This window comes from Prosthecobacter fluviatilis (genome assembly GCF_042655725.1).
Taxonomy (GTDB): Bacteria; Verrucomicrobiota; Verrucomicrobiia; order Verrucomicrobiales; family Verrucomicrobiaceae; genus Prosthecobacter; species Prosthecobacter fluviatilis.
Genome location: NZ_JBHSMQ010000001.1, coordinates 704,535 through 719,595 on the forward strand (window position 1 = coordinate 704,535; position 15,061 = coordinate 719,595).

Here is a 15,061-nt window from a genome sequence, read left to right on the forward strand (position 1 = left end):
TAAATTCCGCGCTCCTGCCGAGCTTTTGAATCCGGTCGCACAATGGATGGTTATCACGCCGCTTTCTTCTGCGGCAGCAGCTGCCACAGGCCCACTACGTGCTCCCAGCGGCGGATGCCGGTGTCGATGAGGAAGACTAGCAGCAGGAGCAGGAGCAGGTCTGGCCAGAGCTCCTCATACTGCACGGCCTTGGTGGTTTCCAGATTGGGCAGGCTTTGGGCATCGGCGAGGTAGTCGCCGCCGGTGATGCGTGCGGCCTCCTTTAGCAGCTCTTCGTTGATGGTGCCCAGGCTGGCTTCGGTGGAGGGATTGTGAATGAGGCCGGTGGTGATCATCTCGGCGCCGTATTGCGCGCGGATGAGATACACGCCTGCCTGAGCGGGCTTGAAGTCCGCCACATAGGCGCCGGGGGCATCCTGCCGCAGCGTGAGCTTTTGCACGGCTTTCATCGGCGCGCCCAGGGCATCCGCCGCCACGTGGAAGACCTCTGCGGAGATGGAGGCGTTGTTGGCGCGGGTGCCGGCGTCGGCGAGCAGATCGACGCTGATGCGGGCATCATCCCCCAGCATGCGGGCGGAGAGGTCCATCAGGCGGCCCTGCGGTGCGCGGGCTGTCTCGCGCAGCACCTGGGACCAGAAGCGGCCATAGCCGGGCCAGCGGGCGATCCAGAGCGAGGCCCAGCGGCTTTTGGCATCGGAAGTAAATGCCGTGGCCTTGCCAAGGCCGAAGCGCCAGTGCGCCAGCAGGGGATCGCCTGTCTCGGTGACCAGCGGCACCTGCGCGGAGGTGCGGCGTGTGGTTTTCACGTAGCCGAGCAGATCAGGGGAGTCCCATTTTTCAAAGCCCGCAAGGATCGGGGCTTTCTCCTTCAGCACCGGGGCGAAGGGCTCTTCGCGAATCATGCGCCCGGTGTGCATGAGGGTGTCCTGGGTGAAGATGCGTGTGATGCTGCCGGCATCCATCGTGGAGTAAGACTGCCCGCCTCCGCTGGATGCCACGGCCTGCAGCATGCCCACATGCGAACCTTCGCCGATGGCGACCGTGGAAATCGTCAGCCCCTCATTGCGGCACTGCGCGGCCAGCTGCTCGTAGCCCAGACCTGCGGTCTGGCCGTCGGTCAGGATGATCATGTGCTTTACGCGCGCCTTGGCGCGCAGCAGGGCCTCGCGTGCGAGCTGGAAGGCGGGCTGCAAATTGGTGCCACCACCGGAGGCGATGGCGGCGATCTGCCCTGCGACTGCGTTGGTAGAGGTCAGCCGCGTCATCGGCGCGACGACGTGCGCCTCCGAGTCAAAGGCCCAGACCCCGAGAGAATCATTATGCCCAAGAACCTCCGCCGTGGCGATGGCGGCGCTTTTGGCCATTTCGAGCTTTTCACCAGCCATGGAGCCTGAGCGGTCCAGCACGATGGCGACGGCGGCGCTCTGCTTTTCCTCCTCGTCCGGAGCCTTGAGCCGCACGGGCAGCACCTCCTCGATGGGGGTGCGATAGTAGCCACCGACACCGAAGGAACCCGGGCCGCCGAGCATGATCAAACCGCCGCCGAGCTTGTCCACGTAGTCGCGCAGCGCATTCATGAGGGGCTCGCCGAGCTGGTGCGCTGGCACGTCGGAGAGAATCACTCCGTCATAGCCGCCGAGCATTTCAAAGGTGATGGCGAGATTGCCGGGCTGGCGCATGTCCAGCTCGATGCCCTCCTTTTCCATGGCCTGCATGAGGTAGCGGCCTTCTGAGGCGTCTGACTCGACGTAGAGCAGGCGTAGCCGTCCGCGCACATCCACGATGGCCAGCGCGCTGTCATTGCCAGGCAAGGTATCGCCCTGGAAGCCTTCGAGCACGGCGCGGTACTGGAAGGTGTTGCGCGTAGACGGGGTGCGATTGAAGACGATCTCCTGCGTGGTGCCGGGCTTGAGCGTGACGGGGCGCTTTTCCACCTCGATGCCGTTTTCGTACAGCTTCAGGGTGCCGGTGCCTTCGATGGTGCTCTCAAAGACCGCCCTGAGGCTCAGGCTGGCGCCTTCAAAGAGGCGCGTGCGGTTCGGGGTGAGGGAAAGCATGCGCGCGTCTGGCCGCCGCGGCCCGGCCACGGGCAGGGCGTGCAGCTTGATGCCGGACACGGCAGCCTCGCGCGCCGCATCCAGCAGGCTGCCGCGCGTTTCATGGCCGTCGCCGATGATGAGGATGTTGCGGCTGGCGCCGGGGGGGAAGAGAGCCTCCGCGTATTCCACGGCGGCGGCGTAGTGGCTGTCGCCACCGTTTTCTTTTTGCCATGCGGCCTGCATGGCGGGTGTGCTGCCTTCAGGCAGGAGCTCGGGCTGGGAGCCGAGCTGGACGACAAAGGAATCAATCCCGCTGCCGAGCCCCGCACGCACGCGGGCGGCTTCATCGAGGGATTTTTTCAAGCCTTCCTGGCCCATGCTCTGGCTGGCATCGACGATGATGCCGAGCGCCTTGCGTCCTGTCTGCGTCACACGGGCCGGTCCGGCGAGCGCGGCGATGGCGAGCATGACGCCGAGAGCGCGTGTGACCAGCAGCAGGCGCTTCCGCAGCCCGGACATGGGGTGCGATGAGCGCGACTCGATCCACAGCAGCAGAGCGACTGCGGGCAGGATGAGCAGAAGGAGTTTTGGCGATTCCCAGTCCAAGGTCTCGGAGGATAGGCTTGCGGCGGGGCAGGGCAAGAGGTGTCCCGAAAAAAGGCACCCAGTAGCGAGGGCAATTTTGCCCGCTGCTGAACGCCTTCTTCACGGGCAGGATTGCCCGTGCTACTTCAGGGCGCTGCGCAGCGTGGCCAGGAGCTTCTCGATGTCCTCGGCGGTGGTGTAGCCATGCACGGCAATGCGAATGCGCCCCACCTGATGCATGACGTGGATGTTTTGCGCCAGCAGGGCGTCATTGATGGCGGCGGTGTTTTCGTGCTTGAAGGCGACGATGCCGCTGGAGCAGCCGGGCTGCGCGGCGCTGAGCGCGGTGAGGCCCAGCTCCTTCAATCCCGCATGCACGCGGGCGACGAGCGGATCTGCATGTGCGATGATCTTGTCCATGCCGACTGCCTCAAGATAGCGCAGCGAGGCATTCAAGGCATACAGCGCGGCAAAGCTGGGCATGCCGACGGAGAAGCTGAGCGCGCCGGGCTTGATGCGGGCGCTTTCAAAGCGATCGGCATCAAAGGCGTTGGCGATGTGGTACCACCCGCCCGCGCTGGTGGTGAGGCGTGCGGCGGATTTTTTCGGGATGCCGATGACGCCGCCGCCATGGATGCCGAGGGTCCATTTGTGCGTGCTGGAAATCATGATGTCGGCGTCCTGGCAGTCGAGTGCGACACGGCCCAGCGCCTGAGTCACATCGACGGCGATGACCGCCTGCGGCGCGAGCTTGCGGATCATGTCGCGCAGCGGAGCGAAGGGGATGCGGTGGCCGTTGTAGAAGCTGACGAGGCTCACCTGCACGAGCGCGGTGTGGTCATTGAGCAGCGCGGCGAGATCGGTGAGGTCCAAGGCACCTTCACGATTTTTCCAAAGGCGTGTGACGGGGCGTGAAGCCTCCGGCGCGGTGAGCCAGGGCGTGGCTCCCGCCGGAAAATCGAGATCCGTGACGATGACTTCGTCCTTCGGCGTCAGCTGCAGCGCGTTGGCGAGGAGGTTGTAGGCTTCGGAACTGCAGGAGCAGAAGGAGACTTCATCCGTGCTGAGGCCGAGGTGCCGGGCGGTGATCTCGCGGCAGTCCTCCACACGCGGGAAATGGAAATCGCGCCCGCGCATGCCGAGCGACTTGTGGTGCATGTACTCCGCCACGGCCTCATTCACGCAGAGCGGCGGGATGCTCTCGGCGGCGGTGTTCAGGTAATGGATGCCTTTGAGGCTGGGGAAATCGGCGGCGCGGGAAGATTCAGTAAGCATGCGTGGAAGAAACGCTGCTCGCGCGGTTTTTTTAATCAGTTCTCGTGCTTCAATGAGGGCGCGTTTTCTGGCAGTTTGATCGTGGGCTCTCCACCCAGGTAGCCGAGGGAGGTGAGGAATTCGTCCATCTTCTTCGCCGTCACCTGAATCCACGGCTCCTTGTTGAAAAAGCCGTGCGGCATGTCCGCTGCCGTCCACATCTCGGCGCGCAGGCCCAGTGCGGCGGCTTTCTTCACATACTCATCGCCGCCTTCCTTGAGCTTGTCCGCCGTGCCAAAGAAGAGGATGGCGGGCGGGGTCTCCTTGCTGACAAAGCTGTTGGGCGTGATGGCCTCCGCCATTTCCAACGTCATCGGGCCTTCGCCCGTGGTGCGCTGCTTGAAGAGGGTGGCGATGTTCATGGCCGGATTGAACAGCACCATGGCGTTCGGCTTGGCGGAGATGCTTTTGTCGTCGGACTCCGCATCGTAGGCTAAGGCCAGCGCCGTGCAGGCTGCGAGGTGCCCGCCAGCGGAGCCGCCGCCCGCGATGATCTTGGCGGGATCGATGCCCAGCTCCGTGGCATGGCCGCGTACCCAGCGGATGGCGCTTTTGGCATCTTCCACCGCCTTGTCGGGAGTCGTCTTGTGGACATTGAGAATGCGGTAATCCGCGCTGATGGCCACGATGCCACGGCTGGCCAGGTATTCCGCCTGCGGGACAAATTGCAGATACGAGCCGCTCTTCCAGCCGCCGCCGAAGAAAAACACCGCGCAGGGCCGCAGCACTGCTGCCTGCACCTCGCCTTTGGGGGAGAAGACATGCAGCTTCAGCTCGCCCTGCGGCGTGGTTTTATAGACGATGTCCTTGGTCGTGACTTCGGCATCGGTCAGCTTGATGAGAGGCTTGTTTTTGCCCGCCTTCTGGGCGTGCAGCGGCAGGGCGATGGCGAGGAGGAGTGGAAGGAGCAGGCGCATGGTTGCGGCTGAAACGGCGGGGGAGGGAAGAAGTTTCAGGGCTTTGAAGTACGACAGATTGGCTACGCCTGTCTCGCCAAGCCTCGGCTCTCCTGTCTGTCGGCCAGCGGCACCGCAAACACACCAATGCTCACGCGCCTCCCCAGGCTGGTGTGAGGGTGAGTGCATCCGCACACCCGTCGCTGCGGGGTTGTGCCGGTTTGTGGTCCTGACCTGCTGGCGGAGCCTTGAGGGAGTGGAGACGATGATTTTCGATTCGGTGACTGCAGAGCCTGCGTGAGCGCTGATCGACAGGCAGGAGTGCCTGTCGTGCCTACTTCAGCGTCTGCAGCCACGCCACGAGATCAGCGAGCCCCTGGGGGCCGATGGCTCCGGCGAGGCCGGGCGGCATGAGGGAGAGTTTCAGTTCCTCCTTTTTGGTGATGCTGGTCTTCTTGACCGGCGTGGCAGCTCCGCCCGCGATGCGCAGGGTCAGCTCTGCATCTGTCTCGCTGATGGGATAGCCGGTGACGGTCTGGCCTTCCTTGGTGGTGATCTGCTGACCGACGAAGCTGTGCTCGATGGCGGCGCTGGGATACAGGATGGCGGTGAAGAGGCCTTCGGCGGAGAGCTTGGCACCGATCTGCGAGAGGTCGGGGCCGAAGTCGATGTACTGGCCTTTGACGCGGTGGCAGGCGATGCACCCGGCCTGCATGAACATCTGCGGGCCCTTGGCGGCATCGCCTTTGAGCTTAACGAGTTCGGGCAGCTTGGGGAAGTTTTCCAAACCCTGTGCGGCAGGGAGTGGCAGAGCTGTGGCGGCCTCGCTGCGCAGCCCGGCATCGGTGCTGCGGCTGAGCGCCAGCGCGGCCTGGTCTTTGAATTCGGCAGGCAGTTTGCCCTCGCTGTGCCAGCGCAGGATGTTGCGTCCGCCTTCGCCGCTGAGCGCAAGGGAGTCGATGATGGCATGGCGTACGCTCAGGTCTTTCTCCTGCCAGAAGGCCTGGTTCAAAACGGCCACCGAGGCGCGGTCGCTCACGCGTCCCAGGGCGGTGACGAGTGTCTTGGCCGCAGCAGGATCGGCGGTCTTGAGGAAACGCAGCGCGCCATCCCGGTTCATCGCGATGAGCCGCGCCGCATTCACCGACTCCGGCGCATTCGGATTGGCGACGATGTAATCCAGCAGCTCCTTCTCGAAGCCGGTGAGGTTGAGGCGCTCCACCAGGGAGATGAATTCCGGCTTGCCGATGACGGGCTTCAGCAGGGAGTCGAGACGGGCTTTGGCCTCGGGATTGGAGGCGATGGTGTTGCGGTCGAGCAGCGCGGTGGAGGCGAGGGCGGTGTCTGCATCGGCCTTGAGGAAGATGGTGAGGGCGGCGGCGGAGACTTCTTTGGGGTGCTGGTGGGAGAGGAGCTGGAGGGAGCGGAGCCCGCTCAGTTTGTCTTTGGACATGCCGTTGTGGAAACCCGCTGATAGAGCCAGACCAGGATTGTGCAGGGCACCGCGCCAGTTCTCCAAGTCAGTGATTTTGACATCGGGGTTATTTTTGAGAGCCGCCCAGCGCTGAACGGAATAAAGATCTTGAGCGATGCCCCAAGCTTCCAAGCCCCAGCGGTCTTTATCGTCTGTTGTGCGGGCGAGATCTTTCCAGAGAGCATTCGCCTGATCTGAACCATCAAAACGCATGGCAAGCGCTGCCTCACGGCGCACCGCAGCGTCTTTGTCTGCAACGATCTTCGCGACGACATCATCGCGCAATCTCTCCGGCTGCTTCTGCTGCCAGAGCATGCGGGCGGCGCGGATGGCGGTGATGCGGAGATTGGGATCGGTGTCGGTGAGGGCGGATTGAAGGTAGGCTGGAAGGGCGAATTTGAGGTCGCTGGGTGGTTCGGCAGCGGCCTCGACTTCGGAAAAGCGAGCCAGAGCCCACAGGGCTCGTGCGCGGTGCTGCGGCTCCGCCTTGGTGTCAGCCAGAAGTTTGTTGAGGGCGGGGATGGCCTTGGAGTCGAATTTGTTGAGTGTCAGCCAGGCCAGATACCGCTGATCTTCATTCGATGACTTCAATGCAGCCACGGCACCCTCGACTGTATCAAGCTTGAAGCTCGGAGTCTGATACTTCTCAGCCGCCTTCGTCGTCACGCGAAACAACCTCCCGCGCGTCGTGTCTCCCATCCCATGTCCACCCACGCCGGGATCGTACCAATCGGCAACGATCAAGGAGCCATCGGGGGCGATGGCGACGTCGCTGGGACGGAACCAGCGGTCCTTGGTGCCTTCGAGGATGTTGACGATCTCGGCCTTGTAGCCTGCGCCGTCGGGCTGGGTGATGTAGGCACGCACGACGTTGGGTCCGGCATCGCAATGGATGGGCTGGCCGTGGAAGATGCTGGGGAGGAGATCGCCTTCATACACCTGCATGCCGGTGGGGCTGCCGGCACCGGTTTGCAGCATGTTGGGGATGACGCCCGGATCGTTTTGATGCCAGTGGCGCAGGGGGATTTCGCTTTCCCAGCCGATGCGCGGGGTCTGCCAGCCAGCGCCGGTCATTTCGTCGGAGTAGCCGTAGTTGCCGAACTCCATGACGTAGTTGATGCGCACGCCCTTGTTGCCGTCGTCGTCGTTGTCGGACTGCCACATCGTGCCGTAGCTATCGACGGCGACTTCCCAGTTGTTGCGGAAGTTCCAGGCGAGGACTTCGACATTGCTGCCGTCAAGTTCGCAGCGGAAGACCATGCCCTGCTGGTAGGGGCGGTTGTTCTGGTTGGTGCATTTGATGCCGTGGATGTCGGTGATGAGATTGCCGTCTTTGTCGCAGAGCTGCTTGCCGGCGTTGCCAAAGTTGAAGTAGAGGCGGCCATCGGGACCGAAGTGGAAGGCGTGGATGCCGTGGTCATGCTGCGCGCCGCCGATCTTGGTGAACATGAGTTCCTTGCGGTCGGCTTTACCATCGTCGTTGTCGTCGATGAGCCAGAAGACGTCGTCGCCACAGGAGATGAGGGCTTTGTTGCCGAGCACGCAGATGCCGTGGGCGCTGTCCACATCATGGCCTTGGTGGAAGACGGTGGACTTGTCGGCCTTGGCGTCGCCGTCGGTGTCTTCGAGGATGAGGATGCGGTCGCCCTCGGCGCGCTCGCCGAGGTGCTTGCGGTAGTTCACCACCTCGCAGACCCACACGCGGCCGCGTGCGTCGATGTCGATGCTGGAGGGGCTGGCCATCATGGGCTCGCTGGCAAAGAGCTGCACCTTGAGCTCGGGATGCACATCGAGGGAATCGACGGCGGTTTCAGGATCGTGAGAAGCGTTGTCGCTGGCGACGATCGGGCCGGGGTTTTCGGTGTACACGCGGAACTCCACGCTGTCTCCGCCCTGCTTGGTGCCGCCTTCATCCAGCGCGCCGCGTGCCTTGAAGCGTTTGGCTCCGGCGGGCAGGTTGAAAGCGATGACGCTGTTCGCATGTGTGCCGATGCCGTAGTCGATGGCCTTGCCCGCGCTGCGCAGCTCGCTGCCGCCAGCACTGGCATTCACGCGCACATTGCCCCAGCCGCTCTGCGCGGCTTTCCATTCCACCTCGGTGAGTTTCTTCTCGCTGCCATCGGCGAGAATGAGGCGTGGCTCGGCCCAGTCCGCCCAGTCGGCGGCGAAACCGTTGCCGCCATCGGTGACGACGAGATACATCTCCTTGGCCCCTTCCAGCGAGACATCAATGTCCACGCTGTGATTCGGCGTGGCATTGGAGATGAGCTTGGACTGGAAGAGCGGCTTCGGCGCGGCGAGGAGAAGCGCTGGCGTGAAAAGGGCGAGCAGGAAGAGTTTCATGCGGTGGGACGGAGAATACGCCCGAGGCAGGGGGGAACTTCAAGAAGCAAAAAACGATGGCTCGGCCGTCGTCAATGGCTCACAGGCCGGAGGATTGATGATTGTCGAGCCATCGATTTTTGATTTTAGAAGTGTGAAGTTCAGATGGCGGAGCTCTTGTTGCGCTCGGCGGTCTGAATGCTTTTGACGAAGATGCTGATGAGTTCGTCGCATTCGGCAAGGATAGGAGCCAGGCGTGCTTTGGAGCAGAGGGGCTTGCGCTGGATGATCTTGAGCCAGATGAGGGTTTCGCGAAGTTCCTTGAGGCAGACTTTCATCTTGTGGAGGAAGTCAGCGCGTGATTCTGCGCTTTGGGCTTCGCCGTAGTTGGGGGCGGGTGAGGTGCCGGAACGTATTAACTGTCCTGCAATGTGTTTCCCAGCCTTTGTGTCGGGCAGTGCCTCCACGACGGTGATGATGCGAACGGCAAAGTCCACAAGGCGTTCTTCGATGACATTGGCTTGTGCTCTCATAGAGGTGGATGATTGGCGAAAGGCAGGGAGTTGACTCAGAGCCTGCACTTGCACACGAGAGCCTCTGAAATCAGAAATCAAAAATCGATTGTTCGACAATCGTCAATCTTCCGGCTCAGGGTGTCCTGGGCGTGCGTGATTGACGATTGATGAGCAATCGATTGCTGATTTGAGAAGTGACTGAGGCGCTTACTCCACGTCTTCCCCCAAATACGCCGCGAGGTGCTTTCGCAGCTCCGTGCGTGCGCGGAAGAGGAGGCTCTTCACCGCAGGCAGAGACATCTTCAGCACACTGCAAATGTCCTCATACGGCAGGTCCTGGTGGCGGCGCATGATGACGGCGATGCGCTGCTTCTCCGGCAGCGCGGCGATGGCCTTGTCCAGCGCCTGCTCCAGCTCCGTCTGCTGGGTGATGTGGTCGGCGCCGGGCGTGCTGTGGTCGGCAAAGTATTTGGGCGGATCGTCCTCGTTTTCCTGCTCGATGCTCACCTCCTTGCGGCGGGAGCGGCGGCGGGTTTCGTTGAAGACGAGGTTGCGGGTGATGGTGAAGAGCCAGGTGGTGAACTTGGCGGTGACCTCGTAGCGCGGGGCGCTGCGCCAGACGCGGAGAAAGACCTGCTGGGCGATGTCGTGCGCGTCGTCGATGTTGTTGAGCATGCGGGCGCAGGTGCCCACGACGGCGTTCTGGTGCAGCTCCACGAGGCGCTCAAAGGCTTTCACGTCCCCCTCCTTCACGCGGAGCATGAGGCGTACGCTTTCCTGGTCGGACGACTCCTCCGCACCGTCGGCGGCTGCCTGCGGCGGGTGGTGGGGAGCGTTCCGTTCCGGTTCGGGCATGAGGTAGGCTGGCAGTGTGATCGCCATGCTAGCGAGGGTCATGCGTGCTGTAAACCACCGGAGGGGCGGAATGGTTGCGCGAATATTTTTGACGCTCTAAGCGTCGTCGTTATCCGTAGAGGATCATTATGAACGATCTGACCTGGGACACGACTTTTCGCGAACTCTTCGAACGCTGCGCCAAACTGCACCGGGGTGGCGACACCCGGGCGGTGAACTGGTTCACGGAGGCCGACAAGGCGTTTCTGGATGGCATCGGCCACACGACGCAGGAGTTTTTTGACTTTGTGGACGACCACTGCCGCTACGGAGCGGAGGGGCCGTCCTTGGAAACGAGCCTGCTGGTGGCGGCGGTGCGCAGGGATTACTTCCGCGTGGTGCAGAAGAGCCAGCGCACCGGCAAGACCGTGCCTCCTGGCGACCTGCCGCCCAAGCCTGCGGCGGTGGATGGCATCCCCTGGCTGCCGCGCCTGCTGGTGAAGGCCCGGGCCAAGCTGAAAGGGGAGATGGACCCGGACACCATGTATGGCTGCGGTGGCGACCGTGCCTTCTTTGAGCAGCACAAGCTGCACCCGGCTGATTTCCTGCGCGTGACCTGGGCCGCCGGGGACGATGACCGCAAGATCATTGAGTATGTGAAGACGGGGAAGATGTGAGGCTGCCGGAAGTACGACAGGCACTCCTGCCTGTCGATGTGCGCTCACGCAAGCTCTGCCTCCTCCAGCCCGCCTCAGGCGCGACGGGCTGCGTTAGACTCGGCTGGCGGAGCGTGGGGGCTTGGTGGTGATCGAGGAGAGGCGGAGCGCTGACCGACAGACAGGAACCGAAGCGCAGCGAAGGTAGCCAGCCGCAGGCTGCCCGTAGGGCGAGCAAAGCGAGGCAATGCCTGTCGTACTTACTTCTTCTCCACGCCGCCTTCCTTGGCCACTTCGCCTTTTTTCTCCTGCACGGCGGCGGAGTTCACTTCGAGGAGCTTGGGGGCTTCGCCGCCTTTGGGGACGAATTTCAGGGCGATGCCGTTGATGCAGAAGCGGCGGTCGGTGGGGGTTTTGAAGCCTTCGCCTTCAAAGACGTGGCCGAGGTGGGCGTCGCAGCGTTTGCAGACGGTTTCGACGCGGTGCATGCCGTGGCTGTTGTCCACCTTTTCGAGCACGCCCTTGGCCTTGGAGGTGTCGTAAAAGGAGGGCCAGCCGCAGCCGGAGTGAAATTTTTCCTTGGAGGTGAAGAGCTCGGCGCCGCAGCAGACGCAGTAGTAGGTGCCCTCTCCCTGCGCCTCAAACTCGTGGTAGATGGCGCCATTGGGGCGCTCGGTGCCGCGCATGCGGGTCACCTGAAACTGCTCGGGTGTGAGCATTTTTTTCCAGTCGTCTTCAGACTTCACGATTTCGGGCTTGGGCATGGTCTTGGAATCGGCGGCGGGTTTGTCCTCGGCCTGGGCGATGAAGAAGGCGGCAGCGAGGAGGGGGACGAGAGCGATACGAAGTTTCATGGGCGTTGGGTTGCTGCTGATACGTGAGAGGACGGCCAAAGATTGCGTATTCCCGCAAAAGTTGCGGCATCAGTCTTCATCCTCACGGGCCATCTGGCCGATGTTCCAGAGCAGGAGGCGGAAGCCTGCATCTGGGTAACGGTCTGCGGCCGTGGCGTGGCGGCGGTAGGAGGCCAGGAGCTCCTGGCGCTCTGCCGTGGTGTAGGCACCACCGCGCAGCACGCCCTGGTCGGGCATGGCGTTCCAGGAGTCGGAGACCCATTCCCAGAGATTGCCGGAGAGGTCATGCAGGCCGCGGCCGTCTGCGCGGAAGGAGCCCACCGGGGCGGGGCCGGCAAAGCCGTCTTCGTATTTGGGGATGGCCTGCTTGCCGGTTTTGTCCGCGCTTTTGTCGAGGAAGTTGCCGGACTTGGCGGGCGGCGGCCAGATGAAGCCCCAGGGGTAGATGCCTTCGATGCGCAGGCTGCGCTCGGCCGGGGTGCTGCCGATCTCACGGGAAAGGTAGGCGGCCATGCTCCACTCGTCATCGCTGGGCAGGCGGTACTCCTGGTCCGGCTCCAGCAGGCCCTGGGCGCGTTCGCGGTCGGTCAGCCAGCGGCAGAACTGCTCGGCTTCGGAGCGGTTCACCATGCTGACGGGCAGGTCGGGGTCTGCATTCAGCACGCGGCCGTCCACCGGAGGCTGGTTGGTGGCCTTGGCAAATTCGTCGAAGTCTTTGCGGCGCGTCTCAATGGTGGCCAGCATGGCCTTGCCGAGGGGCACGAATTTGATGCCGAGGCTGTTTTGCCAGGCCTTGCCAAACACCACGGAGCCGGTGGCTTTGAGACGCAGGTTGAAGCTGATGCTCTGGCCCTGCTTGAGCTTGCCGGAGGCGGTTTCAGGCTTGTAACCGGGGAGGACGATCTCGTAGCTGAAGCTGTCTGCGCGCACCTTGGGCAGGGAGAGCGGGGTGCGGCCCATGAGGCGATCGCCGTCCAGGACCTCCGCGCCTGCGGGCGTGCTGGCGATGTTGAGGCTGCCGAACTTCACGCTGACGATTTCACAGCGTATGGCGCTGTGCCCGGGCTTGGGCTTGGAGGTGCTGAAGGTGGGGGGCAGGCTGATGGCGCGCCAGGCGTACTCGTGGTCAGGGTCCAGGCGGCCGGTGCGGCGGTCCTCGGCGGTCATCCAGGCGCAGAAGGCGTCTGCGTCCTCTGCGGCGATGAGGGCTGCGGGCAGCACGCTCTTGTCCGGGAGCAGGCTGGGGACCACCTCGTAGGCGGCGGCGCGGCTGTCTCCGAGGAATTTGCCAAAGAGGTCTCCGTCCAGCGGCAGGTCGGCCACGTGGCGGTCCTGCTTGTAGGTGAACCATTGCTTGCGCCAGTTTTGCCACGGCTTGCCGGGGGTGGGTGTCTGCGGGCGTGCGGGCAGCACGGGCAGGGGCTTCACCGGCGCGGGGATTTCGTAGCTCCACTCCAGCTGGTGCCTGCCCATGACCCAGCTGCCCGCCACGAGGAAGGAGGCCAGGGTGGTGAGGGTGGCCGCACGGCTGAAGCGGCGCACAAAGCTCTCGGGCCTGACGCCGCCGACCTGCTGCAGCGCCTCGGCAAAATCGGAGGCATTGGCAAAGCGCCGGGTCAGGTCGGCCTCGCAGGCCTGGCAGATCACGCGGTTGAGGTCCACCCAGAAAGGCCACTCCTCGTCGGAGAGGTTGTCGGGGACTTCGGGGAATTCCATGCGGTCTTTGCCGCTGCTCATCTCATAGAGCACCTTGCCCAGGCTGTAGATGTCTGCCTGCGGGGTGCCGGGGCCTTCCGGGGGCACAAAGCCCTCCGTGCCCACAAAGGTGCGCTCTCCAAACGCGGCCACGAGCCCGATGTCCGCCAGCTTGCAGACGCCGCCGACGAAGATGATGTTGGAGGGCTTGATGTCGCGGTGCGTGAGCCCGTGGTTGTGCATGTAGTGCAGCGCATCGGCCATGTACACGCCTGCGTCCCGGCAGAAGAAGGGGTCCAGCCTGCCGTGGCGCTTCATGTCCGTGGTGAGCGTGCGCGGCACGTAGGTCTTCACATCGCTGATGTGCGCGCCGTCCTCGGCGTCGTCCGCCAGCTCCATGACGCAGTAGTAAAAGCCGCGCGGCTCGTTCCAGCCCACGTGCAGGATGTGCACGAGGCAGGGGTGGCCGCGGGAGATGGGCTCAAACTGCTGGATGCCCTGAAACTCGCGGTGGAAGGTGCGGGTGAGCTCAAAGTCCTCACGCCAGACGATCTTGACCGCACGCAGCGCGCCGGTGACGCTCTGCGCCAGCCAGACTTCGCCATAGGCGCCGGAGCCGATGCGCTTGAGCAGCGTGTAGTCGGGGATGACGATGTCATCCCGGTGGGAGGGCGGGCCGTTTTTGTCACGGCTCTTGACCTTGTCGCGCGCGGTCGGCACGGCGATGGGCGGTGCGGGCAGCTCCAGCTCAAAGGAATCGGCTGAGAGTGCGGCTTCATCCTGCGCTGAGAGACCGTCTGCCGGATCGCCTTGGTAGAGGGGATGACGTTCGGCGTGCAGGGCGTCTGCCTCACGCGCACTCCCGTGTGGAGGCGTATGGTCGGCAGGCTGGGCGGCGGAGTCGCTCATGAAGCAGGTGTGGGAGGGCGGTGGCTGCCGGCACGCACGAGCCAGCGCGCGGAAGTCTCCCACTAAAGCATCGTATTCTCAAGCGCCTGCACTTCTTTCTTTACCAGGGCTCCGACGCGGTGCTTGGCCAGATAGACCTGTGCGGCGTTGATTCCGAGGGCCTCGGAGGTCTTCTTGACCCCCCAGCCCTTCATCACATAGCAGTCGAAAATCTGAAACTGCCGGGGGGAGACCTTGGCTTTCACACGTTCCAGAGCGGCGGCGGTGATGTTGTCCCGCCACTCGCGGTCCCAGATGTTTTCGAGCAGGTTGTCCTTGTCCTGGGAGAGGCGGTCGATGACCTGGCCGCTGGTGTCCTCGGTGTCGGCATTGCCCTGGTCGGCGAGGGAGGGCTGGCGCTTGCGGGCGCGGAAGACGTCGAGGATGCGCCAGCGCGTCATCTGCAGCAGCCAGGCCTTGAAGGAGCCGGCACGTGGGTCGTACTGGCCTTTCTGCACCTGGCGTGCGATGGCGATGACCGTTTCCTGCACCACGTCGAATGCCTCCTCACGGGTCAGGCCGGCCTTGGTGCCGACGCTGAAGATGAGGCGCCAGTAAGTCTGGTAAAACTCGTTCCAGGTCTTCTGATCCTCCCAGTTGTTGAGACGCTCGATGAGGCTTTTGCGGGTTTTCTCCCACAAGCCTTTGTCTTTTTTGACGTCCTCCGGAATCGGAATGTCTGGTTCTGGTGCCGGTTTGCTCATTGCCCTGTGACTGTCAGCGGTTGAGACGTGCTGTCAAACCTTTGAGGCTCAACATACGTAGAGAAAATTGGCGAAAGAGATGCCGTTTTTTAGCGGGGTACCCCCATATCCGGCACTTGGGCTGATTCATGGCATCCATGAAGTGATTTCATCCATTTGGGTGCCGGGCGGCGGCATCGTCAGTTGCCATCACAGGGGGGTGGGTTAGTCTGGCAGTCCTGCGCC

10 protein-coding genes are annotated in these 15,061 nt (G+C 63.3%); 1 reads left to right on the plus strand and 9 read right to left on the minus strand.

Features of this window, described 5'->3' with window-relative positions; genetic code table 11:
* Window positions 1–53: 53 nt before the first annotated feature.
* The 6 genes from ACFQDI_RS02740 to ACFQDI_RS02765 form a co-directional block, all read right to left on the minus strand.
* Window positions 54–2,645 (minus strand): VWA domain-containing protein, encoded by a 2,592-nt coding sequence (locus ACFQDI_RS02740; RefSeq protein ID WP_377163155.1) that lies wholly within the window; start codon window positions 2,643–2,645, stop codon window positions 54–56.
* Window positions 2,646–2,765: 120 nt separating this feature from the next.
* Complete coding sequence (locus tag ACFQDI_RS02745) at window positions 2,766–3,899, minus strand: aminotransferase class V-fold PLP-dependent enzyme (protein WP_377163157.1); 1,134 nt, start codon at window positions 3,897–3,899, stop codon at window positions 2,766–2,768.
* A 35-nt stretch (window positions 3,900–3,934) separates the two neighbouring features.
* Window positions 3,935–4,855, minus strand: coding sequence for an alpha/beta hydrolase (locus ACFQDI_RS02750; RefSeq protein WP_377163159.1), 921 nt, complete (start codon window positions 4,853–4,855; stop codon window positions 3,935–3,937).
* A gap of 313 nt (window positions 4,856–5,168) precedes the next feature.
* The gene (locus ACFQDI_RS02755) at window positions 5,169–8,651 is read right to left on the minus strand and encodes a PVC-type heme-binding CxxCH protein (protein WP_377163161.1); all 3,483 of its coding nucleotides are present in this window, start codon (window positions 8,649–8,651) and stop codon (window positions 5,169–5,171) included.
* A 140-nt stretch (window positions 8,652–8,791) separates the two neighbouring features.
* Complete coding sequence (locus tag ACFQDI_RS02760) at window positions 8,792–9,163, minus strand: four helix bundle protein (protein WP_377163163.1); 372 nt, start codon at window positions 9,161–9,163, stop codon at window positions 8,792–8,794.
* A gap of 189 nt (window positions 9,164–9,352) precedes the next feature.
* Window positions 9,353–10,042 (minus strand): RNA polymerase sigma factor, encoded by a 690-nt coding sequence (locus ACFQDI_RS02765; protein WP_377163165.1) that lies wholly within the window; start codon window positions 10,040–10,042, stop codon window positions 9,353–9,355.
* Window positions 10,043–10,128: 86 nt separating this feature from the next.
* Between ACFQDI_RS02765 and ACFQDI_RS02770 the strand changes: the two genes are divergently transcribed.
* Entirely contained in the window at window positions 10,129–10,656 is a 528-nt protein-coding gene (locus ACFQDI_RS02770; protein WP_377163167.1) for a hypothetical protein, read from the plus strand.
* Between the two features lie 239 nt (window positions 10,657–10,895).
* Here ACFQDI_RS02770 and msrB read toward each other — a convergent pair whose 3' ends face one another.
* From msrB to ACFQDI_RS02785, 3 genes are all read right to left on the minus strand, one after another.
* Window positions 10,896–11,489: a peptide-methionine (R)-S-oxide reductase MsrB gene (gene msrB, locus ACFQDI_RS02775; protein WP_377163169.1), complete on the minus strand. Its 594-nt coding sequence runs from the start codon at window positions 11,487–11,489 to the stop codon at window positions 10,896–10,898.
* A 69-nt stretch (window positions 11,490–11,558) separates the two neighbouring features.
* Window positions 11,559–14,093 carry a protein kinase domain-containing protein gene (locus tag ACFQDI_RS02780; protein ID WP_377163171.1) on the minus strand — a complete coding sequence of 845 codons (2,535 nt, stop codon included), beginning with the start codon at window positions 14,091–14,093 and terminating at the stop codon, window positions 11,559–11,561.
* A 62-nt stretch (window positions 14,094–14,155) separates the two neighbouring features.
* Complete coding sequence (locus tag ACFQDI_RS02785; RefSeq protein ID WP_184340005.1) at window positions 14,156–14,836, minus strand: RNA polymerase sigma factor; 681 nt, start codon at window positions 14,834–14,836, stop codon at window positions 14,156–14,158.
* Window positions 14,837–15,061: the final 225 nt, after the last annotated feature.